The organism is Ancylobacter sp. 3268 (genome assembly GCF_031456575.1).
Classification (GTDB): domain Bacteria; phylum Pseudomonadota; class Alphaproteobacteria; order Rhizobiales; family Xanthobacteraceae; genus Ancylobacter.
The window spans coordinates 167,232-193,120 of the sequence record NZ_JAVDUX010000007.1; the positions used below are offsets into that span (position 1 = coordinate 167,232).

Here is a 25,889-nt window from a genome sequence, read left to right on the forward strand (position 1 = left end):
TGGTAGTCTTGCGCGGCCATCGGCACGGCGCCGGGGTTGGGGTCCACGCATTCGTGAAGACGCTTGTCTTCCCGCTGCGGCAACTCCCGTGCCCTTGTACGCTGGAATCGATTCCTGTTCGGAAAAGGACCCATGTTGTTTGAGTGGATTGCCGATCCCGCCGCCTGGGCTGGCCTGGCGACGCTGATCGTTCTTGAGATCGTTCTCGGTATCGACAATCTCGTCTTCATTGCCATTCTCGCCGACAAGCTGCCACCGCATCAGCGCGACAAGGCGCGCATTCTCGGCCTGTCGCTAGCGCTGTTCATGCGCCTTGCCCTGCTGGCCTCGGTGTCGTGGATCGTCACGCTTACCTATCCGCTGTTCACCGTGCTCGGCAGCGAGATCTCCTGGCGCGACGTCATTCTCATCGTCGGCGGCCTGTTCCTCCTGTTCAAGGGCACCACCGAGCTGCACGAGCGGCTGGAAGGCGGCAGCGAGACCGGGCATGCCAGCCCGGTCCATGCCGTGTTCTGGCAGGTGATCGTGCAGATCGTGGTGCTCGACGCGGTGTTCTCGCTCGACAGCGTGATCACCGCGGTCGGCATGGTGCGCGAACTGTCGATCATGATGATCGCCGTGGTCGTCGCCGTGGCGGTGATGATGCTGGCGAGCCGGCCGCTGATGAGCTTCGTCAGCCGGCATCCCACCGTCGTCATCCTGTGCCTCGGCTTCCTGCTGATGATCGGCTTCAGCCTCATCGTCGAGGGCCTCGGCTTCCACATCCCCAAGGGCTATCTCTACGCCGCCATCTGCTTCTCCATTCTCATCGAGGCGGCCAACCAGATCGGCCGGCGCAATGTGCGCCGGCGCATCACCACCATGGACCTGCGCGACCGCACCTCCCGCGCGGTGCTGCGCCTGCTACGCGGCGGCGAGAGCGCGCCGCAGACCTCGGACGAGATCGCCGTCATCGCCTCCACCATGGGCGAAGCCGGCGCCTTCAGCCCGCAGGAAAGCGCGATGATCGAGCGCGTCCTCACCCTGGCCGAGCGTCCGGTACGGGCGATCATGGTGCCGCGGGTCGACACGGTGTGGCTGGACGTCGATGACCCGCCGGACGTTCTCCTCGACGAAATTCGCCGCAGCGGGCGCTCGCGCTTCCCGGTCTGCCGGGGAGAGATCGACGAGGTGCTCGGCGTCGCCCATGCCAAGGATCTTCTGGCACAGCAGGACGCCGACGGCCGGCTCGATATCGAAGCGGTGCTGCGCCAGCCGCTCTACATCGCCGAGACGCTGCCGATCCTGCGCCTGCTCGAACAGTTCAAGACCTCCCCGGTGCATATGGCGGTGGTGGTGGACGAGCATGGCACCTTCGAGGGCATCGTCACCCCCACCGACATCCTGGTCGCCATCGCCGGCGATCTGCCCGAGCTTGCCGGCGAGGAGACCCCCTATGCGGTACGGCAGGCGGATGGCTCCTGGCTGCTCGATGCCCGCATGCCGATCGATGAGGCGGAACGCACGCTCGGCCTGGCCGAGCTGCGGGAAGAGGGCGACGATTTCGAGACGCTGGCGGGCTTCGTGCTGGAGCGCTTCGGCCATCTCCCGTCCATCGGCGAGGCGGTGGAGTGGCGCGGCTGGCGGTTCGAGGTGCTGGCGCTCAAGGGGCACCGGATCGACCGGCTGCGCGCCGGCCCGGTCGCCGGTGCCGACGCGGTCGCCTAAAGCATTTCCGAGCGAAGAAGGTCGCGGTTCGCGCAAAGAAAATGCGCAGGATCGGAAGGCCAGCCGCCACCGGCCCCTACCAGGAGATCCCCGGCTGCTCGGTGGCGAGGCGCAGGCCGGGGAACAGACCCGCCAGCGCGCCGAGGCGCGCCTGCGGCAGGAAGGCCGGCAGCATCACTGCCGGCGCCACCGCCGCCGCGAGTTCGCGAAGCCCGTCGCGGGTCGGGTGCACATTCCAGCGCCGCACCGTCGCCTGCTCCGACGCAACGAGGCGCTCGGCACCCGATCCCTCCGCGACATGGCCGGTGAAGACGATCTCCGCCTCGCCCGTCGAGGCGAAGCGACGGCACAGGGCGGCGGAAAGGCCGCGCTCGGCCTGCGCCCCGGCAACGATCATCGCCCCGGTCGCCGGACTATCGGCCGTCAGCAGCCCGGTCGCCTCCAGCACTTGCGCCGGCCAGCCGGCGACAGACGGCACGGCGGCGGAGGGATGCCGCGCCATCGCCTCGGCGACCGCCCGCGTATCGGCACAGAGCGAGACCGGCACCCCGGCGCGCTGGAACGCCAGGGCCATCTCCAGCGCCCGCCCGGCCGCCGGTGCCGGCAGCAGCAGCGGCCGCCGCTGCACCCGCGCCACCAGGTCGCGCCTCTGCCGGTCGAGCAACTCCCCGGCGTCGCCGTAGCTGGCGTCGCACACCAGCGCCGCGGCCGGCGGCGGCGGCACGGAGGGGAACAGCGCGCTCTCGGCGGAATAGTCACCGGTGTAGACAAGGCCTTCCGCCCCACCGATCCGCATCCACACTGCCCCGGGTGCGTGCCCGGCCGGGCCGGTCTCGATATCGATCCCGGCGATCCGCGTGGCGCCGCCGAAAGGCAGGTCGCGCGCCTGCCGCAGCCGGTCGTCGCCGGCCAGCGCCCGCACCGGTGCGGTGGCATAGACCGGCGGGTCGCCGATCCCGCGCGCCAGGTCGAGCGCACCGACATGGTCGGCATGGCCGTGCGAGATCAGTATGGCGTCGACATCTGCCACGCCGCGCAGAGACGGCCGCCGCCCGGCATCCGGCCCCTCGCCCAGATCGAGCAGGAAACGCCGGCCTCCGATGTCGAGGAGGAAACAGGCCGGCCCCTTCATCCCCCACCCCGACAGTGCGACGAGACGTTTCATCGGTGCCGTCCTGTGAAGCGCGCGCCGGCGAAGCGCCGCAGCGCCGCGATAGGCAGCATGGGGATCAACGTCGTCAGCACGATGGCGATAAACCTGGTGGGCGATGGAGCTCATGGCGATGGAGCTCATGGGCGATGAAGCTCATGTTCATGCCGTGCCCCTCGAGCCCTGCACGAACTGCCGCCAGATGAAGCCGGCAAGAGCCCCGCCACGATCGGCGCTTACCCCGCCACCCAGCCGATCGCGCCCTGCCCGCCGTCTTCGTCGCGACCGCACATCTCGAACGCCTTCCCTGGCGGCCGGCGAGATGTGGTCAACGGCGCCGGGCACGCCGCCGTCCCTTGCCGCCGCGCCGCGCCCGCCGCGCGCCCGGCCCGTCAGACGGCGATGACCGGATGTCCCAGCGTGGCGATGAAGCGCGCGGTGCGCTCCTGCCGCGGGCTGGTGAAGAGTTGCGCCGCCGGCCCGCTTTCCACCACCTCGCCGGCGTCCAGCAGCATGGCCTCCTGTGCCACCCGCGCGGCGAGCCGCAGATCGTGGGTGGCGATCAGCATGGTGGTGCCCTCGCGGGCGAGTTGCGCCAGCACCTCCACCACCTCCAGCGACAATTCCGGATCGAGCGCCGAGGTCGGCTCGTCGCAGAGCAGCACCCGCGGCGAGGAGGCGAGCGCGCGGGCGATGGCGACGCGCTGCTGCTGCCCGCCGGAAAGCTGCGCCGGCCAGGCCTCCACCTTGTCCGCCAGCCCGACCTTGTCGAGCAATTCGAGCGCGCGGGCCCGCGCCTTGTCCTCCGGCCATTTGAGCACGACGAGGAGGCTCTCCATCACATTGCCGAGCGCGGTACGGTGCGGGAACAGCTGGAAATTCTGGAACACCATGCCGGTCTGGCGGCGGACGCGCCGCACCGCCTCGCGGTTGGGCGCGCGGCCGGTGAAGCGCACCGCCGCCTCGCCGATGACGAGTTCCCCGGCCTCGGGAATTTCCAGCAGGTTCACGCAGCGCAGCAGCGTCGACTTGCCGGAGCCGGAAGGGCCGATCAGCGCCGTCACCCCGCCCTCGCGCTCGCGCGCGTCAGGCGAGATGTTGCAACGGCCGCACCGCCGCGGCGAAGGCGAAGCGGATCGGCTTCGGATGCCCGAGATAATACCCCTGCCCCTCCGTGCAGCCGACCCGCCGGGCGACCTCCAATTGCTCGGCGGTCTCGATGCCCTCGGCGGTGGTGGTCATGTTGAGCCGCAGCGCCAGCGCGGCGAGGGCGTCGACGATCGCGGCGCTGTCGAGCCGATGCGTCATCTCCTGCACGAAGGAGCGATCGATCTTGATCTTGTCGAGCGGGAACAGGCGCAGATGGCTCAGGCTGGAATAGCCGGTGCCGAAATCGTCGAGCACGATCCGCACGCCGAGCGCCCGCAGACGCCGCAGCACATCGAGATTGCGCTGGTTGTCGGCGAAGAGCGCGGTCTCGGTGATCTCCAGTTCCAGCCGGCCGGGGTCCAATCCACTCTCGCGCAGCACCTCGCTCACGGTTTCGACGATGTCGCCAAAGGCCAGCTGTACCGGCGAGATGTTGACTGCGGCCTTCAGGTCGCCCGGCAGCAGCATGATGTCGGCACAGGCGCGGCGCAGCACCCAGGCGCCGATATCGACGATCAGTCCGGTCTCTTCGGCCAGTGGGATGAAGCGGGCCGGGCAGATGGCGCCGCGCTGCGGGTGCGTCCAGCGCAAGAGCGCCTCGAAGCCACGCAGCTGCGAGGTCGCGAGCTCGTAGATCGGCTGGTAGACGATCTCGAATTGCTGCGCGTCCAACGCCTGGCGCAGATCCGCCTCCATCTCCAGCCGGGCGCGCAGATGCGCGTCCATCTCCGGCGCGAAGATGCGGTAGGTGCCCCGCCCCTTCGCTTTCGCCTCATACAAGGCGAGATCGGCCTGCTTGAGCAGGGCGTCGGCGTCGACATCGGCTCCGTCGGCCAGGGCGATGCCGACGCTGACGCTGATCGCGATGGTGTGGCCGAGGATGCTGTAGGGCGTGCTCAGCGCCTCGATGATGCGCGCGCTCAACAGTTCGGGCTCGCTCGAAGATGCCGGGGCGAAACAGATCACCGCGAATTCGTCGCCGCCCAGCCGGGCGATCCGTTCGGGATCGCCGACGCAGCCCCGCAACCGCTCGGCCGCGGCGCGCAGCAGCGCGTCGCCGACCGGGTGCCCGAGCGTATCGTTGACGTCCTTGAAGCGATCGAGGTCGAGATAAAGCAGGGCCAGGCGGATGCCCTGCCCCTCGGTGGCGCGGAGCGCCGCCTCGGCCCGCTCGCGAAACAGCACCCGGTTCGGCAGGCTGGTCAGGTCGTCGTGATGGGCGAGGAAGCGGATGCGGCTCTCGCGCTCGGTCAGCGCCGCATTCTGCCGCTGCGCCTCCTCGGCCGCCTCGGTCGCCCGCATATTGGCCTCGGCGAGTTCGGCCAGCGTGTTCTTGAGGGTGGTGACATCGGTCCGGATGCCGACGATGCCGCCATCGGCGGTGCGCCGCTCGCGCACGAGGATCCAGCGCCCGTCCGCCAGCCGGCGCTCGATGGTTCCGGTGCCGCTGCGATGCCAGTCGACCATTTCGGCCACGAAGGCCTCGGCGTCGCCGCCCACATCCGGAAACTGCCCGACCTCGACGCCCTTGCGGATCACGTCCTCGTAGCGCACGCCCGGAAGCAGGAAAGGCGCGATCAGCGGGTAGATGTCGCGATAGCGCTGGTTGCAGGTGACGAGCCGATCCTCCTCGTCCCACATGACGAAACCGTCCGACATCGCCTCGATGGCGTTCACCAGCACCTTCGCGGCGCGCGTGCGCTCGGCGTCAGCGCGCTCGCGCTGGCGCAGCGCGAACAGCAGCGCGCCGGCGGAGGCAACCAGCATCGCGCCTGCCAGCAAGGTCGCGACCACCAGGCGGTCGCGATCCCGCTGCCAGTCTTCCAGCATGGCCTGGCGGCTGGCGGTGAGCACCAGCCGCACATCGTCATAGAGCGAGGCCCGGACCACCGCGAGGCGGCTCCCTTCTCCGCCGTCTCCGGCCACCAGAAACGCCTTGCCGTCCGGCACCTGGGTGCCGAGCGCGGCGGGGTTCACCTCGCCCGTGCGCAGTTCGTCATGCGGCAGGGCCGCGATGAGCTGGCCATTCGGCCGCTCCAGCTGGATGCGCATCCGCGGATCGATGCCGGTTTCGCCGAGCAGCCCCATCAGCGTGGGCAGCGGCACCTCGGCGACCGCGGTGACGTTCTTCCAGTCGGGGACGGTGCGGGAAACGTAGAGAGACCATTCGCCGGTGATGCGGTTGCGGACCGGACCGATCAGGGCCGCCGGGCCGCTGCCGAACTCGCGGGCGCCGAAGGGGAGCGTGCGCCCCTGGCTGCGCTCGCGGGCGGACGCCACGACCCGGCCCTCCGCATTGACCAGCAGCAAATCATTATAGGCGAGGGTCTGGAAATTGATGCCGCGGAGCAATTCGTCGGCGATCTCCGGCGCCTGCGGCGAGACATTGGCGGCGGCAAACAGGGTCGGCAGGCTGGCCAGCGCGCCGTGAACCTGGAGAAGCTGGCGGTTCAGGGTGTTCTCGACCGCCTGCGCCACCCGCTCCAGCGAGAGTTCCGCCGCCTTCAGCGCGCCGCGTTCGCCGCGGTCGAGCAGCACGGTCATGCCCACGGCCATCACCAGGAGGATGAGGACCGTCCCCATGATGACGATCAGCTGAAGACGGTGCCGGATCATCGTTCACCATCGGCTGCAGCGTGCACAGTCACTTTGCCTTGGCTTCGATGGCGAGGGTCGGGGCGAAATAGGTGTTCCAGGCCTTCACGCAGCCTTCGCCGCATCGTTCGATCCAACGCGGCAGCACGACCTCGCGCAGCAGGTGGGTCCGGCGGGCCTCGTCGCTGCGCGAGGTCGGCACCAGGGTCATCGGCCGCTCCGGCGGGCCGGCGCAGGCGACCTTGCCGGTGTTGCAGGCCAGGCCGCGCTCGGTGTCGGCTTCCGCCTGCCGCCAGATGCGCTGTTCGAGATCGGCGACACCGGTGCGGATGATCTCCTGCACGTCCGGCGGCAGCGCCTTCCACGCGGCGAGATTGGCGCCGAAGAAGGAGAGCCCCCAGCTGATCGCCATGGCGTGGACATGGGTGGTGACGTTGGGGAGCCCGATCTCATAGCCGCTGAGCGTCCCGGTGATGGCACAGTCGACCACGCCGTCGCGCAGCGCATTGGTCATTTCGGCGAAGGGCACCACCACCGGCACCGCGTTGAGCGCGGTCATCAGCTCGAATTGGGCGATCGACGAGGTACGCACCTTGCGGCCGGCGAGGTCGTCGAGGCCGGTGAAAGGCTTGTCACAATAGAGCACCTGCGCCGGGTAGGCATAGACGGCCAGGAGCTCGATGCCGTAGCGGGTGCGCAGGACCGTGCCCAGATGCTCGCGGAACAGACCCAGCGTGCGGCGCAGCGTCTTCATGTCGGGGTTGAGCACCGGCAGATCGACGGCATTGAGCTCCGGGTCATCCCCCGAGGCGATGCTCAGCAGCACGGTGCCGAACGGCACCACGCCGAGGCGCATCAGCTGCAGCATCTCCTGGCCGCGCAGCCCGCCGGCGTCGAAGGATTTGATGGTCGCCGCGATGCGCCCGCCGGACCGCTCGGCAATTTCCTTCTCCCAGAAAGGCTTCTCGAGCTTGTTGAACTGGGTGATCCCTGCGAGCCCGCCGACGATCTGCAGACGGATAGGACCATCGGTGGCGGCCATGCCCGCGCCGATGCACAGAACCCATGCGAGGCAGAGGAGCGGCAATCGCCGCCACAGGCTGCCCGGCAGGCCCATCAACCCTCCACGCCTATCCGGCCGCGCCGCCATGTGCCTGCCTTCATGCAATTCGCGCGCATATTCCAACAATATGCGCGATTGCGAATGCACGGAATAGTCAAACGATTGGTTTGCACATGGCCAGAAGTCATAGCGATGCGCGACCATTCTACGCGTCTCAAGGGTTCATCCTGGTTCGAATTGCCGGGCGTTCCGTCCGCGAGCTACTTCCGACGTAGATCACCGTCGTTCACGCGCGCGGCCGGCGGAGCCTCAGAACTCGTCGCGCCGCACGCGGAACTGCTCGGCCGCCAGCTTCTCCAGAAGTCGCGGCAGGTCGGAGGGATCGCGCAGCTCGACATCGAGCGAGACCGAACTTTCCTTCGCCCGGCTCGCGGCCGCCAGCCGCTCGTGGCGCAGTTCGTAGATGTTGCCGCCCTCGGCCGCCACCACCGCGGTGAGCCGGGCGAGCGCGCCCGGATGGTCCGGCAGCTCGGCGCGAATGCGCACCATGCGCCCGGCGCGGGTGAGGTGGCGCTGGAGCACCGCCACCAGCACGCGGGTGTCGATATTGCCGCCGGAAAGGATCACGCCCACCTTGCGGCCGGCGAACAGCTCCGGCCGCGCCAGCATGGCGGCGATGCCGGCGGCGCCGGCACCCTCGCACAGCGTCTTCTCGATGCCGAGCAGCAAGGCGATGGCCTCTTCGATGGAATCCTCGCTCACCACCGCGATATCGTCGACGCCGGCCTGCACGATGGCACGGGTGATCTGCCCGGGATCGAGGACGGCGATGCCCTCGGCAACGGAGGAACCCGGCGCGGGTTCGCCGGCGAAGCGTCCGAGCGCCCGTGCCATGCCTGGGAATATCTCCGACTGCACGCCGACGATGCGCAGGTCCGGGCACAGCGCCCGCGCCACCACGGCGGCGCCGGCGATCAGCCCGCCGCCGCCGATCGGCACGGCCAGGGTGTCGAGCGCCGGCTGCGCGCGTAGCATCTCCAGCGTCGCCGTGCCCTGGCCAGCAATGACGACGGGATCGTCGAAGGGGTGGACGATGGTCCGCCCCTCCTCCCGCGCCAGCCGGATCATCTCGGCGGCGGCCTCGGCGAAGCCGGCGCCGTGCAGCACCACGCGGGCGCCGTGCTCGCGCACCCGCTCCACCTTGAGGTTGGGGGTGGTGGTCGGCATCACGATGGTGGCGCTCACGCCGGTGCGGCGGGCGTGATAGGCGACACCCTGGGCATGGTTGCCGGCGGAAGCCGCGATCACGCCGCGCGCCTTGTCGATGTCCGACAACGACAACAGCTTGTTGAGCGCGCCGCGTTCCTTGAAGGAGGCGGTGAACTGCAGGTTCTCAAATTTCAGCCAGACCTCGGCGCCGAGCTTCTGCGACAGGGTTTCGGAGTGCACGAACGGTGTCGACGCCACCGCACCCGCGATGCGCGCGGCCGCCGCCTCGACATCGCCGAGGCCGAGTTCAGGAAACGTCACGGGCCTTACTTGCTCCCACTCACCGACGATCCCCAACCTATCCCGCTACTGCCGGCGGCGACAGGGGTGCAAAAGCACGGCTCGCGAAAGTACCGGCGCGCCTGAGAAATTCCAATCCGGCAGCGATCATGGTGAAATGCGCCGCTTCGCGTCTAGCAGCGGAAGGACATTGATGGAAAGGCTGGATTGCGACCGCATGCTGGTGGCGGTGCTCGATCTCGGCAGCTTCGCCGCCGCCGCCCGTCGTCTCGGTACCAGCAGCGGCCAGGCCTCCAAGCTGGTGTCGCGACTGGAAGCCGATCTCGGGGTGCAGCTTATCAAGCGCACCACCCGCGCCTTGGCCCCCACCGAGGTCGGCGCCGCCTATTACCACCGCGTCAAGGCGCTGCTGGAGGAGTTCGACGCCCTCGATGCCGCGATACGCAACGCCTCCGGCACCCCGGCGGGCACGCTGCGGATCACCGCGCCGATGTCGTTCGGCTCGATCCAGCTCACCCCGGCGCTGCTCGATTTCGCCCGCGCCTATCCCGAGATCCGGCTCGATGTCGGCTTTACCGACCGGGTGGTGGATCTGGTCGAGGAGGGCTACGACGCCGCGGTGCGCATCGGCACGCCGGTCGACAGCAGCCTCGTCGCCCGCAAGCTCTGCGAGGCCCGCGTGGTTCTGGTGGCCTCCCCTTCCTATCTCGCCGCCCGTGGCGTGCCGGCTCGCCCGCAGGATCTCGCCGATCACGACTGCATCATCGACACCAATTTCCGCGACCCGCACAATTGGCGGTTCCGCAACCCGGCGGGCGGCGCCGTCGACATCGCAATCGCCGGCCGGCTGCGCTTCTCCAGCGGCGAGGCCTGCCTCGCCGCCGCCGCCGCCGGCCTCGGCATCGCCAATGTGCCGAGCTTCATCGCCGGCCCGCATATCCGCGCCGGCGATGTCCGGCGGCTGCTGGCGGCGTCGGAGGCCGCGCCGCACGGGCTGTTCGCCCTCTACCCGTCGGGCCGACACCTCGCCCTCAAGGTGCGGGTGCTGGTGGATTTCCTGGTCGAGCGCTTCCGCGGCGAACCGGCCTGGGACGAAGGCTGGTAGACGCACCGTTTCCAATATGGAAGGAAACATTGCCGCTTTGCGCGGATAATCATCCAGGCAAGACAGGTGCAGAGTTGGGGAGATTTGCGTTTCTCCTGAAAGGACCCTGTCATGATCGATACGCGCACGGCACCTTATGCCGTCCTCGTGCTGCGCCTTGCGCTCGGCATCCTGTTCCTCGCCCATGCCGGGCTGAAGATCTTCGTGTTCACCCCGGCCGGCACCGCCGGCTTCTTCGGCTCGCTGGGCCTGCCGGGCTGGCTCGCCTATGTCACCATCGCCTGGGAGCTCATCGGCGCCGTCGCGCTGATCCTCGGCCTGTGGCCGCGCCTCGCCGCCCTCGCTTTGATCCCGATCCTGCTCGGCGCCATCTTCACCGTGCACGGCCCGGCCGGCTTCTTCTTCACCAATCCGAAGGGCGGCTGGGAATTTCTGGCGCTGTGGATTGTCGGCCTGCTGGCGGTGGCGCTCGGCGGCGACGGCGCGCTGGCCCTGAAGCCAACCACCTCCGCTGCCCGCTGACGCCGCCGCGCCCTATGCGATGAAGCCGCCGGCAAACCGCCGGCGGCCACCTGCTGTGACGTGAGCCCGGAGAGACCCGATGCTAGTCGAAGGAAAATGGACGGCGGATTGGCATCCGGTGCAGGCCAAGGACGCCAAGGGCGGCTTCGTGCGCCAGGTTTCCGGCTTTCGCCACTGGGTGACGCCGGACGGCGCGCCCGGCCCCACCGGCGAGGGCGGCTTTGCCGCCGAGACCGGCCGCTACCATCTCTATGTCGCGCTCATCTGCCCCTGGGCCTCACGCACGCTGATCACCCGCAAGCTCAAGCGGCTGGAGGGCGTCGTCTCGCTCTCGGTGGTCGAGCCGGCGCTCACCGACGAGGGCTGGCGTTTCGGCGACTATCCCGGCGCGACGCCGGACATCGTGAACGGCGCCAGCTACCTGCACCAGCTCTACACCCGCGCCGATCCGCACTATACCGGGCGCGCCACGGTGCCGGTGTTGTGGGACAGGCAGCGCGGCACCATCGTCAACAACGAGTCCGCCGACATCGTGCGCATGTTCAATTCCGGCTTCGGCAGGCTGGCGGATGATGGCGTCGACCTGTACCCGGCAGATCTGCGCGAAGCCATCGACGCGCTCAACGCCCGCCTCTATCCGCGCCTCAACAACGGCGTCTACCGCGCCGGCTTCGCCACCACCCAGCTCGCCTATGAGGAAGCCTTCGCCGACGTGTTCGGCATGCTGGCGGAGCTGGAGGAGCGCCTCGCCGGCACCGGGCCGTTCCTGTTCGGCGACCGTTTCACCGAGGCCGACATCCGCCTGTTCGTGACGCTGGTGCGCTTCGACGCCGCCTATCACGGCCTGTTCAAGTGCAATCTGAAGCGTATCGCCGACTACCCGGCGCTGCAGGCCTACATGCTGCGCGTGCTCGCCATCCCCGGCATCCGCGACACGGTCCGCATCGATCACATCAAGCGCGGCTACTATTCGATCAAGTCGCTGAACCCGAACGGCATCGTTCCGGTCGGCCCCGATCTTCCCGGCCTCGCCCCGGTCACGCTCGCGCCGTCGACATAAGGCCAGCGGCCCGAGAGCCGTGCCCCGCCCGGCCGGCTGCGCCGGGCACGTCAACGTAACGTCACATACGGACTTGCGGGCCGGCGATAATCGTACCACGCTCGCCAGCTGCCGATGATGCTTCTGCCTGCCTGTCGGGCAGGCAGACGGCGCGTATGCGTGAGGGTGAGATGCCGGCGAGGTTTCCCCTGCTTCAGGGCTTTGCGGGCTACAAGGCACAATGGCTGGGGCGCGATGCCATGGCCGGCCTTGCCATCGCCGCGGTGGCGATCCCCAGTGCCATCGCCTATCCCGCCATTGCCGGCCTGCCGCCGGAAGTCGGCGTCTATGCCTCGATCTTCCCGCTGCTCGGCTACGCGCTGCTCGGCCCGTCGCACCGGCTGGTCGTCGGGCCTGATGCCGCCACCATGACGGTGCTCGCCGCCGTCCTGGCCGGCCTTGTCGCGCAAAGCCCGACGCTGGACCGCGTCGGCATCGCGGCGCTGCTGGCACTGATCGTCGGCGGCATGTGTTTCCTCGCCAGCGCCCTGCGACTGGGCGCGGTCGCCGCCTTCCTGTCGCGACCGATCCTCATCGGCTTCATCGGCGGCATCGCCATCTCCATCATGGTCGGCCAGATCAGCCGCCTCACCGGGCTGAAGGTCTCGTCGGACGGCCTCCTCGAGCCGCTGGTCGACCTGGCGCGCCAGTGGCACGACATCCACTGGCCGACCTTGGCGCTCGGCCTCGGCCTGCTGGCTCTGACTCTGCTGCTGCAACGGCTGCAATCGCCGGTGCCGGGGCCGCTGGTGGTGGTGGTGCTCGGCATCGCCGCCTCTGCCCTGTTCGATTTCGAAGGGCACGGCATCAAGGTGGTCGGCCCGCTGCCGCAGGCCCTGCCCTCGCTGGCGCTGCCCTCCGCCTCCGGCCTGCCGCTGCAGAACCTGCTGCTGGGTGCGGGCGCGCTGTGGCTGGTGAGCTTCAGCTCGGGCCTCGTCGCCGCCCGCAGTTTCGGCGCCCGCGAGGGGTTTTCCGTCGATGCCAACCGCGAACTCGTCGGCCTCGGCGGTGCCAACATCGCCGCCGGTCTGTTCAGCGGCTTTCCGGTGACGGTGTCGGATTCGCGCACCGCCATCAATCTGTCGGTCGGCGGGCGCAGCCAGATGGCCGGTCTGGTCGCGGCCCTGGCGCTGGCCAGCGTGATGCTGTTCCTCAACGACGCACTGCGGCTGCTGCCGGCGCCGGCGCTGGGCGCGATCCTCGTCGCCGCCTCGCTCGGCCTGCTCGATCCGGCCAGCCTCCGGGAATTGTGGCGGATCAGCCGCATGGAGTTCGGCTTCGCGCTGATCGGCATGTGGGGGGCGATCAGCCTCGGGGTGCTCAACGGCGTCATCGTCGCGGTGGCCGCCACGCTGCTCTATGTGCTGCTCAAGGAAATGCGCCCGCATGACGCGCTGCTCGGGCGGCTTCCCGGCCGGCCTGGCTTCTACAAGCTGCACCGCTTCAAGGAGGCGCGGCCGGTGCCGGGGCTCACCGTGTGCCTGATCCAGGGCAGCCTGCTATTCTTCAATGTCGATTATGTCCGCGGCCGGCTGCAGGAGATGATGGACGACCTGCCGCCCGATGCCCGCTGGTTCCTGCTCGATGCCAGCGCGGTGGTGCAGATCGACAGCACCGCGGCAGCGATGCTCGACGAGGTGCGCACCGCGCTCGCCGCGCGCGGCATCGCCTTCGGTATCGCGGAATTGCATACGGATCCGATGAAGCTGCTGGAGCGGGCCGGCGTCATCGACCGGATCGGCCGCGACATGATGTTCGACGATCTCGAGGAGGCCGGCGCCCTGTTCAGCCTGCGGGGGCCCGCGGCGAGACCGGTCAGTAACGATCCCGGTAAGCCCGCGGTGCCCATTGAATCCCCGCTGCGCGGCTAGCCAGCGGATACCTTGTGCGACGGCCTTATGCTACCTTGGCGCGACGCCTGTCGTGAGAGCGCGCCAAGAATGTCGGTCGATCACGGGCACCTTCCGCACCGGCTGCGGCTTGCCTGTGCCACCGGGAAACACGGTGCGGCCCGCATGCGCCGGGCCGGGCGCGTCCGAATATCCAGGGAGTAACGTGTCATGGATACCGTCGTCGAAAAGCCAGCCGAAGCGTCAGACAAGATGTCCCGCAAAACCTATGAGCGCGAACTCTACAAGCTGCATGCCGAGCTGGTGAAGATGCAGGAATGGGTCAAGGCGACCGGCGCCAAGGTCTGCGTGCTGTTCGAAGGCCGCGACGGCGCCGGCAAGGGCGGCACCATCAAGGCGATCACCGAGCGTGTCAGCCCGCGCGTGTTCCGCGTGATCGCCCTGCCGCCGCCGAGCGACCGCGAGAAATCGCAGATGTACGCCCAGCGCTACCTGCCGCATCTGCCGGCGGGCGGCGAGGTCGTGATCTTCGACCGCAGCTGGTACAATCGCGCCGGCGTCGAGCGGGTGATGGGATTTTGCTCCAACAAGCAGGCGCGCAAGTTCCTCGAGACCATAAGTGGCGTCGAGCAAGCGATCATCGATTCCGGCATCATCCTGGTCAAATACTGGCTGGAGGTCAGCCCGGAGGAGCAGACCCGCCGCATCGAGCAGCGCATCAGCGACCCGCGCAAGGTCTGGAAGCTGTCGCCCATGGACCTCAAATCCTACAACCGCTGGTACGATTACTCGCGGGCGCGCGACGAGATGTTCGCCATGTCGGATTCCGAGTGGGCGCCGTGGCACGTCATCCAGTCCGACGACAAGAAGCGCACCCGGCTCAACATCATCGCCCACCTGCTCTCGCAGGTGCCCTATGAGCCGGTGGAGCGCGAGCCGATCAAGCTGCCCAAGCGCCAGAAGCCGAAGGGCTATATCGAGGCGGACTATGCCCGCCACCGGGTGCCGGAAGTCTTCTGAGGCGGGCCAACCACGCCGCCGCCAGCGGGCGGATCAGGCGCCCTCGGCCGGAACCGGCCCCGTGGCGAGCTCCCCGCGGCCGGCAACGTCCTCGACGCGGGCGCCGGAATAACCGGATACCATCGGTTGCGTATATGCCCGTACCGGCGCGCGAGCGCGGTCATTCGTCATGAAAAGACCCCAGCGACCGGCGGGGCCATGCTGTTTTCAGCCTCGGACATCCATCCGCAAGGGGAAGACAATGGAAAACCTGTCCCGCCGCAGCCTGCTCGCCGCCGGAGCCGTTGGCGGTGCCGCGCTCGCCGCCGGCTCCGCCCATGCCGCCAGCTTCGGCAATCCCGACCAGCCGCCGCAGGGAGCGATCAATTCGACCCCCGGCGCCCTGTCAAATCCCGGCCCGCGCAACCCGGTGCTGGAGGAGCAGCTGCCTTCCTTCCAGAACCAGCCGCCCACCGATGTCGGCAACATGCCGATGATGTGGTCCTCCTTCAACATCATGCCGAAGCGCATTCAGGGCGGCGGCTGGGCGCGTCAGGCCACCGCCACCGAATTCCCGGCGGCGAAGGAAGTGTCGGGCGTCAACATGCGCCTCGGGCCGGGCGGCATCCGCGAGATGCATTGGCACCTCGCCGGCGAATGGGCGCTGATGACCAACGGTCTGTGCCGCATCACCGTGCTCGATCCGGAAGGCCGCGCCTATGTGCGCGACGTCGGTGCCGGTGACATCTGGTTTTTCCCCGCCGGCTACCCGCATTCGCTGCAGGGACTGGGGCCGGATGGCTGCGAATTCGTCATCGTGTTCGACGATGCCTATCAGTCGGAATACAACACGCTGCTTTTGACCGACTGGTTCATCCACACCCCGCCCAAGGTACTCGGCCAGAATTTCGGCGTGCCGGCGGAGACGTTCAAGAACATCCCGCTGCACGATCTGTGGATCTTCCAGGGACAGGAGCCGCCGGCCCTTTCGGTCGATCAGGCCGCGGTCGCCTCCGGCGGCACCCCGCCCGAGCCGTTCACCTTCTCGCTGACCGGCACCAAGCCGGTGATCGACGGCGCGGGCGGCACCATCCATCTCGCCGACAGCCGCAGCTTCAAGGTCTCCAAGACCGTGGCCGCGGCGATCGAGACCATCAAGCCCGGCGCGCTCCGGCGCATGCACTGGCATCCCAATGCCGACGAATGGCAGTACTGGATCAAGGGCAAGGGCCGGATGACGGTATTCAATGCCGGCCCGCGCGCGCAGACCATCGACTTCCAGGCCGGCGACCTCGGCGTGGTGCCCAAAAGCCAGGGCCACTACATCGAGAACACCGGCACCGAGGACGTTCAGGTGCTCGCGGTGTTCCGGGCTCCAGAATATCAGGAGATCGACCTGTCGAACTGGCTTGCCCATGCGCCACCCGAACTGGTCGCCCAGCACCTGAACATCGATCCGGCGGTCATCGCCCGCTTCCCCAAAGGTCAACCCGGCATCCAGCCGGGCTGATCGTACGCCTGATCGAATCGACGGCTTTCCTCCGCCCGCCGGACGGCGTTACAAGGTCACCCTTGCTTCGACCTTGTCGCCTCCGGCGCGCCGGTCCGACCGGCGGCCGCCTTACGGAGAACTGCCGTGCTGAACCTGAAAGATCCCAGCCTGCTGCGCGATGATTGCCTGGTGGGCGGCAGCTGGATCGGCGCCGAGACCACCATCGAAGTCCGCAATCCCGCCACCGGCGACCTCGTCGGCACCGTGCCGAATCTCGGCGCCACCGAAGCCCGCGCCGCCATCGCGGCGGCGAACGCCGCCTGGCCGGAGTGGCGCGCCCGCACCGCCAAGGAGCGCGCCGCCGTGCTGCGCCGCTGGTTCGAGCTGATCATGGCCAACCAGGACGACCTCGGCGCCATCATGACCGCCGAGCAGGGCAAGCCGCTGGCCGAGGCCAGGGGCGAGATCGCCTATGCCGGCTCGTTCATCGAGTGGTTCGCCGAGGAGGGCAAGCGGATCTACGGCGACGTCATCCCCGCCCCGGCGAAGGGCCAGCGCATCGTCGTCACCAAGGAGCCGATCGGCGTCTGCGCCGCCATCACCCCGTGGAACTTCCCCGCGGCGATGATCACCCGCAAGGCCGGCCCGGCGCTCGCCGCCGGCTGCACCATGGTGGTGAAGCCGGCGTCGCAGACCCCGCTCACCGCGCTGGCGCTGGCCGTGCTCGCCGAGCGGGCGGGCGTGCCGGCCGGCGTACTGTCGGTCATCACCGGTTCGGCCCGTGCCATCGGCGCCGAGTTCACCTCCAACCCGACGGTGCGCAAGCTCACCTTCACCGGCTCGACCGAAGTCGGCCGGGTGCTGATGCAGCAGACCGCCGCCACCATCAAGAAGGTGTCGATGGAGCTCGGCGGCAACGCCCCCTTCATCGTCTTCGACGATGCCGATCTCGACGCCGCGGTGGAAGGCGCCATTCTCTCCAAGTACCGCAATGCCGGCCAGACCTGCGTCTGCGCCAACCGGCTCTATGTCCACGCCAAGGTCTATGACGCCTTCGCCGAGAAGCTGGTGAAGGCGGTCGCGGCGCTGAAGGTCGGCGACGGCATGGGCGAGGGCGTGCGCATCGGCCCGCTGATCGACGGGAAGGCGGTGGAGAAAGTGGAGGAGCACATCGCCGACGCGGTGTCGAAGGGCGCGAAGGTGGCGCTCGGCGGCAAGCGCCACGCGCTCGGCCATTCCTTCTTCGAGCCGACCATCCTCATCGACGTGAAGCCGGAAATGGCGGTGTCGCGCGAGGAAACCTTCGGCCCGCTGGCGCCGCTCTACCGCTTCGAGACCGAGGACGAGGTCGTCGCGCTGGCCAATGATACCGAGTTCGGCCTCGCCAGCTACTTCTACGCCCGCGACCTCGGCCGGGTGTGGCGGGTCGCCGAGCGGCTCGAATACGGCATCGTCGGCGTCAATACCGGCCTCATCTCCAACGAGGTGGCGCCGTTCGGCGGCGTCAAGCAGTCCGGCCTCGGCCGCGAGGGCTCGCATTACGGCATCGAGGACTATGTCGTGGTGAAGTACATCAACATGGCCGGCATCTGAGGCCAAGGGTGGGAGGCCGGTTCGGCCGGCCTCCTCACCCTTTCGGCTTCGAGGGCACGTGCTGCGCGATGACGTCGAGCGCCTTGCCGACCTCGTCGAACCAGCCCTGCCGCATCAGATAGGCCCGCCCGCATTCATTGAGGCCGCCGGCGGTCTCGTGATGCACCGGATCGACGTTTTCGCCCTTCCGCGCGGCGTCGAGGCCCAGTTCGCCCAGCCCGGCGAACAGCGAGCGCACATAAAGCGCGGCCGTCGCCTCGGCGAGCCCGCGCGACCGCAGCCAGCCGATGACCGCATTCTGCAATTCGTAGTGCGAGGACATCACCGCGCTGGCATGGCCGATGGCGGCAAGTTCGCTCTCGCGCTCGACGACGATCAGGTCGCCCAGCCCGCCGAACAGTTCCTCGACCATCGCATTGGCCGGATACAGCACCACCGGGCCTTTGCGGAAGCGGATCGGCGGCAGCGGAATCACCCGCACCACCGTCGCGGCCGGCGCCACCAGCGCCCGCACGCTCTCCACCGGCGCGGCGGCAACAACGCTCACGATCAGTTGCTCGCGGCGGAACGGCAGCACCGCCGTCACGTCGGCAAGCTGCTTGGGCAGCACCGCCAGCACGACGATGTCGCTGCGCTCGACGACCTCCTCATTGCCGGCGCAGCGTTCGACCTCTTCATACGCTTCGGCGAGCCGGCGCGAGATCGCCTCCGATCGGGGGGAGAGCAGGATGCGGCAGCGTCCGGCGTGGGATTGCATGAGGCCGGCGACCACGGCCTCGGTGAGCGTTCCGGTGCCGACAAATCCGATGGTGAGCATGAGGCGATCCGCGTTTCTCGGGAGAAGCCGGTATAGGCCGGCATGCCGTCGGCGCAAACAGCGCTTTGGCGAACCCATTCAGCGCCGGCGCGTCGCCATCACGTTGCGGATCGAGAAACTCGAATGGATGCGCAGCACGCCGGGCAGCGTCGAGAGGATCTCGGTGTGCACCCGCTCGAACTCGGCGGCGTTCTCGACCTCCACCCGCAGCAGATAATCCGAGCCGCCGGTCATCAGGTAGCACTCGCGAATTTCCGGATGGCGGCGCACCGCGGTCTCGAAGCGGGTGAGATAGTCCTCGGTCTGCCGCTCCAGCGTGATGTTGACGATCACCGCCAAGCCGGGGTCGCGCGCCGAATGGTCGATGAGAGCGGTATAACCGCGGATCACCCCGCTATGCTCCATCAGCTTGATGCGCCGGAGGCAACTCGAGGGCGACAGCCCGACCTCCTCGGCGATCTTCGCCGTGCTCATGCGGGCGTCGAGGCGTAAAAGCCGTAGAATGTTACGGTCGATGGGGTCGAGGGCGGCCATGGCGGTTTCTTCGAAATATTGATCGTTTCGTGCATGAAATACCAAATATCGAAATTTCCAAGCACGAAATGACCGGCAATTGCGCGATTGCCGCGCTACGCTCTCTCATTCCTTCTGAGAGGTGGCGGATGTTCGCGGATATTGCAGAGCGGCCGGTCGTCGATGCCGCCTCGGGCGTACTTACCATCGACCTCGCCGCGCTGGCGGCGAATTACCGCCTGCTCCAGGCCCGCCTCGCCCCGGCCCGCGCCGCTGGCGTGGTCAAGGCCGATGCCTATGGGCTCGGCGCCTCCCGGGTCGCCCCGGCGCTTTACGCCGCCGGTTGCCGCGACTTCTTCGTCGCCCATCTGGGTGAGGCGCTGAAGCTGCGCCCGCTCATGCCCGGCGATGCCCGCCTCTATGTGCTGAACGGCCTTCAGCCCGGCGCCGAGAGCACCTGTGCCGAGGCCGGCATCGTGCCGGTGCTCAATTCGCTCGCGCAGATCGACAACTGGGCCGCACAGGCCCGCGCGCGGCGCGCCACCCTGCCCGCGCTGCTTCAGTTCGACAGCGGCATGTGCCGGCTCGGCCTGGAGCCGGAGGACGCCGAAGCCCTTGCCAGCGAACCGGCCCGGCTCAAGGGCATCGAAATCCTGCATGTAATGAGCCATCTTGCCTGCGCCGACGAACCGGAAAATGCGCAGAACGCCGAGCAGCTCGCCGCCTTCGACCGCCTCGCCGCGCTGTTCCCGGCCGCGACGCCCTGTTTTGCCAATTCCGGCGGCAGCTTTCTTGGCGCCGGCTATGCCGGCAACCTCGCCCGCCCCGGCATAGCGCTCTATGGCGGCGCGCCGTTCGGCGGCCTGCCCAACCCGATGGCGCCGGTCGTCCGCCTCGACGTGCCGGTGATACAGAGCCGCACCGTGCCGGCCGGCGCGCGCATCGGCTATGGCGGGCGCTTCGTCGCCCCGACGCAGATGCGCCTCGCCACCATCGGCGCCGGCTATGCCGATGGCCTGCCGCGCCACCTTTCCGACTGCGGCGCCGCCTGGTTCGGCGACACCCGGCTGCCCATCGTCGGGCGGGTGTCGATGGACAGCATCATTCTCGATATCGGTGGGCTTCCGGCCGGCTCCTTGCATCTCGGCAGCCTGGTCGAGGTGATCGGGCCGCACCAGACGCTGGAAGATGTCGCCGAGGCGGCCGGCACCATCGCCTATGAGGTCCTGACGCGTCTCGGCGCCCGCTATCACCGCATCTACCGCTGACGGCCGGCAGACGGCCGCAAGAACAACAGGGACCTTCCATGAAGATCGTCGTTCTCGGCGCCGGCGTGATCGGCGTCACCACCGCGTGGTATCTCGCCAAATCCGGCCATCAGGTCACGGTGCTCGACCGCCAGGCCGGCCCGGCGCTGGAGACCAGCTTCGGCAATGCCGGCGAGGTCTCGCCGGGCTATTCCTCGCCCTGGGCGGCGCCGGGCATTCCGATGAAGGCGGTCAAATGGCTGTTCATGAAGCACGCGCCGCTGATCGTCCGGCCGATGGCGGATGCCGCCACCTGGCGCTGGGTCATCGCGATGCTGCGCAATTGCACCGCCGAGCGCTACGCGGTGAACAAGGGCCGCATGGTCCGCATCGCCGAATATAGCCGCGATTGTCTCGCCGAGCTGCGAGCCGAGACCGGCATCCATTATGACGAGCGGATGCAGGGCACGCTGCAGGTGTTCCGCGACCAGAAGCAACTCGACGGCATCGGCAAGGACATCGAGGTGCTGAAGGCGGACGGCGTGCCCTTCAACGTGCTCGACCCGGCCGGCTGCGTCACCGCCGAGCCCGGCCTGGCACCGGTGAAGCACAAGATCGTCGGCGGCCTGCAACTGCCCGGCGACGAGACCGGCGACTGCTTCAAATTCACCAACGCGCTGCACAAGCTGTGCGAAGATGCCGGCGTGACCTTCCGCTTCGGCGTCGACATCCGCCGGCTGAAATATGAGCGCGACCGCATCGTCGCGGTGGAAACCAGCCTCGGCGACGTCGAGGCCGATGCCTATGTGCTGGCGCTCGGCAGCTATGCCCCGGCGCTGGTGAAGCCGCTCGGTCTCGATCTGCCGGTCTATCCGGTGAAGGGCTATTCCATCACCGTGCCGATCGTGGACGAGGCGCGCGCGCCGGTCTCCACGGTGATGGACGAGACCTACAAGGTCGCGATCACCCGCCTCGGCGACCGCATCCGCGTCGGCGGCATGGCGGAGATCGCCGGTTTCAATCTCGATTTGCCGCCCGCCCGCCGCGCGACGCTGGAGCATTCGGTGGAAGACCTGTTCGGCGGCGCCGGCGACCAGAGGCGGGCGACCTTCTGGACCGGCCTGCGGCCGATGACGCCGGACGGCACCCCGGTGATCGGCCCGACCCGCTACGGCAATCTCTATATCAATGGCGGCCACGGCACGCTGGGCTGGACCATGTCCTGCGGTTCCGGGAAGGTGCTGGCGGACCTCGTCAATCGGGTGAAGCCGGCCATCGAGACCGCCGACCTCGCCTTGTCGCGGTACCATTAGGCCGCATCCCGGCATTCTCTCCTGAAATGGTGAACGCTGCATGGCAGGGTCCACCATCTCGGGGGTTGCGGGGGACGCGGAATTCCGCGATGCCGGGGGTGGAGGGGCGCTCACCATCCATGGCCCCTGTACGAGCTTCCATGACGATCCTCCCCATGGCGCCGCGTTCCATGCCGGCCCGTACGGCGATGAGCGGCCGGGCTTTCCCGTGCGTTGACGCGGGACCTCGCCGATGAACGCGCCCGCCCTTGCGACGGTCGAGCTTCCCGAGCCCGACGACGCCCCCGTCGACGGCGCCGCCGCGCAGAGCGCGCCCGATGCGCCGCGCCCGCGGGTCAATCTGCTGCTGATGGCCATGACCACCGCCGTCGGCACCTTCAGCATGCACGTCTTCGTGCCGGCCCTGCCGGCGGCGGCCGTGGCACTGTCGGCCAGTCCATCGCAGATCCAGCTCACCGTGACGCTCTATCTGGTGGGCCTCGCCCTCGGCCAGATCGTGCACGGTCCCATTTCCGACCGCTTCGGCCGCCGCCCGGTCATCCTCGGCGGCATCGGGGTCTATCTGGTCGGCACCGTCGGCGCCCTGCTGGCGCCGAGCCTCGGCACCCTGCTGGTGGCGCGGGTGCTGCAGTCGGTGGGCAGTTGCGCCGGGCTGGTCATCGGCCGCGCCACCATCCGCGAAACCTCCTCCGGTCCGGCCGCGGTGGCGGCGCTCGCCGTGCTTGCCTCGGCGATCACCCTCTCCTCGGCCGTGGCGCCGCTGGTCGGCAGTTATCTCTCGCTGCTGCTCGGCTGGCGCATGCTGTTCGCGGTGCTGCTCGTCGCCGCCTCGATCATCCTGGTGCTGCTCTATCTGCGGTTCCCGGAAACCAATGTGGTTCGCAGCGCGCCGCTCAGCCTTTCCGGCATAGCGCTGGGCTATGGGCGGCTCCTGCGCCTGCCGGCCTTCATGGGCTATTCGCTGTGCGGCGCCGCCTGCACCGTCACCGCCTATGCCTTCTATGCCGCGCTGCCCTTCCTCGTCGGCGAGGAACTGCCGCATGCCAGCCTCGGCATCGGCTTCATCTATCTGGCGGTGGTGACCGGCTCGATCCTCGGCGCCCTCACCGCCCGGCAGGCGGCCCGCCGGATGAGCCTTGAAGCCATCGCGCTCATAGGCACGTCCGTCGCCACGCTGGCGGCGGTCGCCTTCCTCGCCGGGCGCGCCATCGCGCCGGATACCGTGGCGACGCTGGTCGCTCCGCTGTTCCTGATGACCTATGCCGGCGGCTTCGCCAATCCGGGCGCGGCGACGCTGGCGATGAGCGCCAATCCCCACGCCGTCGGCACCGCCTCCAGCCTCTATGGCTTCATCCAGATGGCGGTAGGAGCGCTGGTGACGCTGTTCGTCGGCCTTGTCGGCCACGATTCGCTGTCGGTGGGCTGGATCGTGTCGATATCGATGGGAAGCGGCCTCGCCGGCCTTCTCGTCGCCCGGCGCGCCCGCAACCAGCCCCTGCCCGACTGACGGGTCCGCCCTCGCGGACGACGGACGGGGAATGGCCGGATGACGGCGCCCCCTCAATTCCCCCTCAACTCCCGCCGCCGGGGCGAAGGGTCAGATGGGATCGATCGGGCGCGGCCTCCTGTCCCGGTCGATCGCCACGAAGGTGAAGGTCGCCTCGGTGACCTTGATGATGTCCTCGCCCTCGCGCTTGCGGCGCCAGGCCTCGATCCGGATCTTCAGCGAGGTGCGGCCGGTGGCGATGATGGTGCCGTAGAAGCTGACCTCGTCGCCGACCAGCACCGGGCTGAGGAAAGCCATGGCCTCCACCGCCACCGTGGCGGCGCGGCCCTTGACCCGGCGGGTGGCGACGTTGCCGGCCGCGAGGTCCATATGGGCCATCAGCCAGCCGCCGAATATGTCGCCGGCGGGATTTGTGTCGGCCGGCATGGCGATGGTGCGGATGACCGGGCTGTCGTTCGGCGGCTGCGGAATATCGTCTGTCATGATCCGGCATGGTCCCGAGGAGCGCATCGAAGGCGGCAGCCACGGAACGGCGAAGCCGAAAATCTGGAAATTGTCTAATAGTATGAGACGCGCGACGACGCCGGGCGATCGCCCCGTCTCTCGGTCCGAAACGCACACAGAGAGCTCGGCCGTCTGGGGATGAACGATCCGGCGGACCGGGCAGAGATACGCCTATTATTTAGGCAGGAAGCCCGGTTCACGGGCACATAATGAAAGAGGGCCGGAACGCAGCGTGCCGACCCTCTCAACTGTGTCGATTATGCCGGGCACGGACTTTCGACGGCCATCGGTCCACGCGCGTCACGACCGCTTGCCGGTCGGCTGATCCTGCTTGATCGCCTCTTCGTGATACCAACCGGCGTCAAAAACGACCGGCATCGCGCGTAGCGCGGCGACATTGGCGTCGAAACGCTCGGTTTCGCGACGCCCGGACAAACCGGCCCTGCCACCCCGCGGGAACTCATAAATCTTGGCGGAACCGCCAATCGGACTGACATTCATCGTTTCTTCTCCTGTTTACGCCGCGCCGACCGGCAGCGACGGTCACTCGTATATAGCACGCATTGCCCGGATATCGATCATTTTGAGTAAAAAAATATCACTGCTTGCATATAATTTAACCACCCTCCGAAATGCTTCGATGGTCGGCACGAAAGCGGCTCGGGAGAGGCCGTCCACCCATCAACGCGCGAGCGTTCCGCCGGTTCATGGCGATGCCCGACCTGCCGATTCCTGCTCGCGCCGCACCGTGATTCCAGCCACCGCGAACCGCGCCCGCTGCCCGCGACGCCGCCGGCGGCCCGCCCCCGCCCCTGCGATCGGCGACGCTCCCGCCGATATCAATCGACCGCGTTCAGGCACCGAGATACCTCCCGCTTGCATGTGTGCGGATTGGCACGAAAGATGCTTCGAAATTCGTGGCCGTTGGCGGCCGGACCTCAACGGTCACTGGCAGCAACATCGTTGGCGACGCCAGCTCACGAGAGACCCGACATGACGAAATACAAACTCGAATATATCTGGCTGGACGGCTACACGCCGGTCCCCAACCTGCGCGGCAAGACGCAGATCAAGGAATTCGACCACTTCCCGTCGCTCGAAGAGCTCCCGTTGTGGGGCTTCGATGGGTCCTCGACCATGCAGGCCGAAGGCCGCAGCTCCGACTGCGTGCTGAAGCCCGTCGCGATCTATCCCGATCCGGCCCGCAAGAACGGCGTCCTGGTGATGTGCGAAGTGATGATGCCGGACGGCGTCACCCCGCACTCTACCAATGCGCGCGCCACCATTCTCGACGATGAAGGCGCCTGGTTCGGCTTCGAGCAGGAATACTTCTTCTACAAGGACGGTCGTCCGCTCGGCTTCCCCGAGCACGGCTATCCCGCGCCGCAGGGCCCCTACTATACCGGCGTCGGCTTCAAGAACGTCGGCGACGTTGCCCGCCAGATCGTCGAAGAGCATCTTGAGCTCTGCCTCGAGGCCGGCATCAACCACGAAGGCATCAACGCGGAAGTCGCGAAGGGCCAGTGGGAATTCCAGATCTTCGGCAAGGGCTCCAAGAAGGCGGCCGACGAAGTGTGGATGGCCCGCTACCTGCTGCAGCGCCTGACCGAGAAGTACGGCATCGACATCGAGTGGCACTGCAAGCCGCTCGGCGACACCGACTGGAACGGCTCGGGCATGCACTGCAACTTCTCCACCGAGTACATGCGCACCGTCGGCGGCAAGGCCTATTTCGAGGCGCTGATGGCGGCCTTCGACAAGAACCTCGAAGCCCACATCGCCGTCTACGGCCCGGACAATCACATGCGCCTCACCGGCAAGCATGAGACCGCTCCGTGGAACAAGTTCTCTTACGGCGTGGCCGATCGTGGCGCGTCGATCCGCGTCCCGCACTCGTTCATCAAGAACGACTACAAGGGCTATCTCGAGGATCGCCGCCCGAACTCCCAGGGCGACCCCTATGCGATCGCCTCCCAGGTGCTGAAGACGATCTCGGAAGTCCCCACCGCCGCCTCCGCCGCGGCGTGATCTTCGGCGGCGACGCGGCTTCGCCTGCGTCGCTGCTCTCTCCTTCCAAAGCCCGGAGCGCTTGAAAAAGCGAGCCGGGCTTTCCGCTTTCAGGCGGCTGCGGCTCCGGGGTGCGAAGTCCCGCGCC

21 protein-coding genes are annotated in these 25,889 nt (G+C 68.2%); 12 read left to right on the forward strand and 9 right to left on the reverse strand.

Annotated elements, in window-relative coordinates; all coding sequences use genetic code 11:
- The first annotated feature begins 132 nt into the window (after window positions 1-132).
- The gene (locus J2X65_RS12285; RefSeq protein WP_310201325.1) at window positions 133-1,707 is read left to right on the forward strand and encodes a TerC family protein; all 1,575 of its coding nucleotides are present in this window, start codon (window positions 133-135) and stop codon (window positions 1,705-1,707) included.
- Between the two features lie 76 nt (window positions 1,708-1,783).
- Here J2X65_RS12285 and J2X65_RS12290 read toward each other — a convergent pair whose 3' ends face one another.
- The 5 genes from J2X65_RS12290 to J2X65_RS12310 all read right to left on the reverse strand — a co-directional run bounded on the left by J2X65_RS12290 (window position 1,784) and on the right by J2X65_RS12310 (window position 9,194).
- The gene (locus tag J2X65_RS12290) at window positions 1,784-2,872 is read right to left on the reverse strand and encodes an MBL fold metallo-hydrolase (RefSeq protein WP_310201327.1); all 1,089 of its coding nucleotides are present in this window, start codon (window positions 2,870-2,872) and stop codon (window positions 1,784-1,786) included.
- A 377-nt stretch (window positions 2,873-3,249) separates the two neighbouring features.
- Entirely contained in the window at window positions 3,250-3,954 is a 705-nt protein-coding gene (locus tag J2X65_RS12295) for an amino acid ABC transporter ATP-binding protein (protein ID WP_310201484.1), read from the reverse strand.
- Window positions 3,944-6,622: an EAL domain-containing protein gene (locus J2X65_RS12300; protein ID WP_310201330.1), complete on the reverse strand. Its 2,679-nt coding sequence runs from the start codon at window positions 6,620-6,622 to the stop codon at window positions 3,944-3,946. The genes J2X65_RS12295 and J2X65_RS12300 overlap by 11 nt, the downstream gene beginning before the upstream one ends.
- Before the next feature lie 28 nt (window positions 6,623-6,650).
- Window positions 6,651-7,718 (reverse strand): TRAP transporter substrate-binding protein, encoded by a 1,068-nt coding sequence (locus J2X65_RS12305; RefSeq protein ID WP_310201332.1) that lies wholly within the window; start codon window positions 7,716-7,718, stop codon window positions 6,651-6,653.
- Between the two features lie 255 nt (window positions 7,719-7,973).
- Window positions 7,974-9,194: a threonine ammonia-lyase gene (locus J2X65_RS12310; RefSeq protein WP_310201334.1), complete on the reverse strand. Its 1,221-nt coding sequence runs from the start codon at window positions 9,192-9,194 to the stop codon at window positions 7,974-7,976.
- A gap of 172 nt (window positions 9,195-9,366) precedes the next feature.
- On the opposite strand from J2X65_RS12310, the gene J2X65_RS12315 reads away from it, so the two are divergent.
- The 7 genes from J2X65_RS12315 to gabD all read left to right on the forward strand — a co-directional run bounded on the left by J2X65_RS12315 (window position 9,367) and on the right by gabD (window position 17,833).
- Window positions 9,367-10,278, forward strand: a complete 912-nt coding sequence (locus tag J2X65_RS12315) for a LysR family transcriptional regulator (protein WP_310201336.1) — start codon at window positions 9,367-9,369, stop codon at window positions 10,276-10,278.
- Window positions 10,279-10,389: 111 nt separating this feature from the next.
- Window positions 10,390-10,800 carry a DoxX family protein gene (locus tag J2X65_RS12320; protein ID WP_310201338.1) on the forward strand — a complete coding sequence of 137 codons (411 nt, stop codon included), beginning with the start codon at window positions 10,390-10,392 and terminating at the stop codon, window positions 10,798-10,800.
- A 79-nt stretch (window positions 10,801-10,879) separates the two neighbouring features.
- The gene (locus tag J2X65_RS12325; RefSeq protein WP_310201340.1) at window positions 10,880-11,860 is read left to right on the forward strand and encodes a glutathione S-transferase family protein; all 981 of its coding nucleotides are present in this window, start codon (window positions 10,880-10,882) and stop codon (window positions 11,858-11,860) included.
- 170 nt (window positions 11,861-12,030) lie between these two features.
- Window positions 12,031-13,770, forward strand: a complete 1,740-nt coding sequence (locus J2X65_RS12330; protein ID WP_310201342.1) for a SulP family inorganic anion transporter — start codon at window positions 12,031-12,033, stop codon at window positions 13,768-13,770.
- Between the two features lie 189 nt (window positions 13,771-13,959).
- The gene (gene ppk2, locus J2X65_RS12335; RefSeq protein ID WP_310201344.1) at window positions 13,960-14,769 is read left to right on the forward strand and encodes a polyphosphate kinase 2; all 810 of its coding nucleotides are present in this window, start codon (window positions 13,960-13,962) and stop codon (window positions 14,767-14,769) included.
- Window positions 14,770-15,010: 241 nt separating this feature from the next.
- On the forward strand, window positions 15,011-16,258 hold the full coding sequence (locus J2X65_RS12340) for a cupin domain-containing protein (protein WP_310201346.1): 1,248 nt from the start codon (window positions 15,011-15,013) through the stop codon (window positions 16,256-16,258).
- Window positions 16,259-16,384: 126 nt separating this feature from the next.
- Entirely contained in the window at window positions 16,385-17,833 is a 1,449-nt protein-coding gene (gene gabD, locus J2X65_RS12345) for an NADP-dependent succinate-semialdehyde dehydrogenase (protein WP_310201348.1), read from the forward strand.
- Between the two features lie 34 nt (window positions 17,834-17,867).
- Here gabD and J2X65_RS12350 read toward each other — a convergent pair whose 3' ends face one another.
- Together J2X65_RS12350 and J2X65_RS12355 are read right to left on the reverse strand one after the other, a co-directional pair.
- Window positions 17,868-18,650 carry an NAD(P)-binding domain-containing protein gene (locus J2X65_RS12350; RefSeq protein ID WP_310201350.1) on the reverse strand — a complete coding sequence of 261 codons (783 nt, stop codon included), beginning with the start codon at window positions 18,648-18,650 and terminating at the stop codon, window positions 17,868-17,870.
- Window positions 18,651-18,728: 78 nt separating this feature from the next.
- Window positions 18,729-19,184, reverse strand: a complete 456-nt coding sequence (locus J2X65_RS12355; protein WP_310201352.1) for an Lrp/AsnC family transcriptional regulator — start codon at window positions 19,182-19,184, stop codon at window positions 18,729-18,731.
- A 128-nt stretch (window positions 19,185-19,312) separates the two neighbouring features.
- Here J2X65_RS12355 and alr point away from each other — a divergent pair, with 128 nt between their 5' ends.
- The 3 genes from alr to J2X65_RS12370 all read left to right on the forward strand — a co-directional run bounded on the left by alr (window position 19,313) and on the right by J2X65_RS12370 (window position 23,230).
- Window positions 19,313-20,431, forward strand: a complete 1,119-nt coding sequence (alr, locus tag J2X65_RS12360) for an alanine racemase (RefSeq protein ID WP_310201354.1) — start codon at window positions 19,313-19,315, stop codon at window positions 20,429-20,431.
- On the forward strand, window positions 20,428-21,723 hold the full coding sequence (locus tag J2X65_RS12365) for a D-amino acid dehydrogenase (protein WP_404977700.1): 1,296 nt from the start codon (window positions 20,428-20,430) through the stop codon (window positions 21,721-21,723). The genes alr and J2X65_RS12365 overlap by 4 nt, the downstream gene beginning before the upstream one ends.
- A 232-nt stretch (window positions 21,724-21,955) precedes the next feature.
- Window positions 21,956-23,230, forward strand: coding sequence for a multidrug effflux MFS transporter (locus J2X65_RS12370; RefSeq protein WP_310201358.1), 1,275 nt, complete (start codon window positions 21,956-21,958; stop codon window positions 23,228-23,230).
- A 90-nt stretch (window positions 23,231-23,320) separates the two neighbouring features.
- Here J2X65_RS12370 and J2X65_RS12375 read toward each other — a convergent pair whose 3' ends face one another.
- Together J2X65_RS12375 and J2X65_RS12380 are read right to left on the reverse strand one after the other, a co-directional pair.
- Window positions 23,321-23,713, reverse strand: coding sequence for an acyl-CoA thioesterase (locus J2X65_RS12375; RefSeq protein ID WP_310201359.1), 393 nt, complete (start codon window positions 23,711-23,713; stop codon window positions 23,321-23,323).
- Between the two features lie 321 nt (window positions 23,714-24,034).
- Complete coding sequence (locus J2X65_RS12380) at window positions 24,035-24,235, reverse strand: DUF2735 domain-containing protein (protein ID WP_310201361.1); 201 nt, start codon at window positions 24,233-24,235, stop codon at window positions 24,035-24,037.
- Window positions 24,236-24,727: 492 nt separating this feature from the next.
- Here J2X65_RS12380 and J2X65_RS12385 point away from each other — a divergent pair, with 492 nt between their 5' ends.
- Entirely contained in the window at window positions 24,728-25,762 is a 1,035-nt protein-coding gene (locus J2X65_RS12385) for a glutamine synthetase beta-grasp domain-containing protein (RefSeq protein ID WP_310201363.1), read from the forward strand.
- The last annotated feature ends 127 nt before the right edge of the window (window positions 25,763-25,889 follow it).

Coding starts and splice junctions, on each gene's coding strand:
- alr (WP_310201354.1), top strand. CDS start 19,313: ATGTTCGCGGATATTGCAGAGCGGCCGGTCGTCGATGCCGCCTCGGGC.
- J2X65_RS12370 (WP_310201358.1), top strand. CDS start 21,956: ATGAACGCGCCCGCCCTTGCGACGGTCGAGCTTCCCGAGCCCGACGAC.
- J2X65_RS12290 (WP_310201327.1), bottom strand. CDS start 2,872: ATGAAACGTCTCGTCGCACTGTCGGGGTGGGGGATGAAGGGGCCGGCC.
- J2X65_RS12300 (WP_310201330.1), bottom strand. CDS start 6,622: ATGATCCGGCACCGTCTTCAGCTGATCGTCATCATGGGGACGGTCCTC.
- J2X65_RS12325 (WP_310201340.1), top strand. CDS start 10,880: ATGCTAGTCGAAGGAAAATGGACGGCGGATTGGCATCCGGTGCAGGCC.
- J2X65_RS12340 (WP_310201346.1), top strand. CDS start 15,011: ATGGAAAACCTGTCCCGCCGCAGCCTGCTCGCCGCCGGAGCCGTTGGC.
- J2X65_RS12330 (WP_310201342.1), top strand. CDS start 12,031: ATGCCGGCGAGGTTTCCCCTGCTTCAGGGCTTTGCGGGCTACAAGGCA.
- J2X65_RS12385 (WP_310201363.1), top strand. CDS start 24,728: ATGACGAAATACAAACTCGAATATATCTGGCTGGACGGCTACACGCCG.
- J2X65_RS12285 (WP_310201325.1), top strand. CDS start 133: ATGTTGTTTGAGTGGATTGCCGATCCCGCCGCCTGGGCTGGCCTGGCG.
- J2X65_RS12320 (WP_310201338.1), top strand. CDS start 10,390: ATGATCGATACGCGCACGGCACCTTATGCCGTCCTCGTGCTGCGCCTT.
- J2X65_RS12305 (WP_310201332.1), bottom strand. CDS start 7,718: ATGGGCCTGCCGGGCAGCCTGTGGCGGCGATTGCCGCTCCTCTGCCTC.
- J2X65_RS12375 (WP_310201359.1), bottom strand. CDS start 23,713: ATGACAGACGATATTCCGCAGCCGCCGAACGACAGCCCGGTCATCCGC.
- J2X65_RS12355 (WP_310201352.1), bottom strand. CDS start 19,184: ATGGCCGCCCTCGACCCCATCGACCGTAACATTCTACGGCTTTTACGC.
- J2X65_RS12380 (WP_310201361.1), bottom strand. CDS start 24,235: ATGAATGTCAGTCCGATTGGCGGTTCCGCCAAGATTTATGAGTTCCCG.
- J2X65_RS12350 (WP_310201350.1), bottom strand. CDS start 18,650: ATGCTCACCATCGGATTTGTCGGCACCGGAACGCTCACCGAGGCCGTG.
- ppk2 (WP_310201344.1), top strand. CDS start 13,960: ATGGATACCGTCGTCGAAAAGCCAGCCGAAGCGTCAGACAAGATGTCC.
- J2X65_RS12315 (WP_310201336.1), top strand. CDS start 9,367: ATGGAAAGGCTGGATTGCGACCGCATGCTGGTGGCGGTGCTCGATCTC.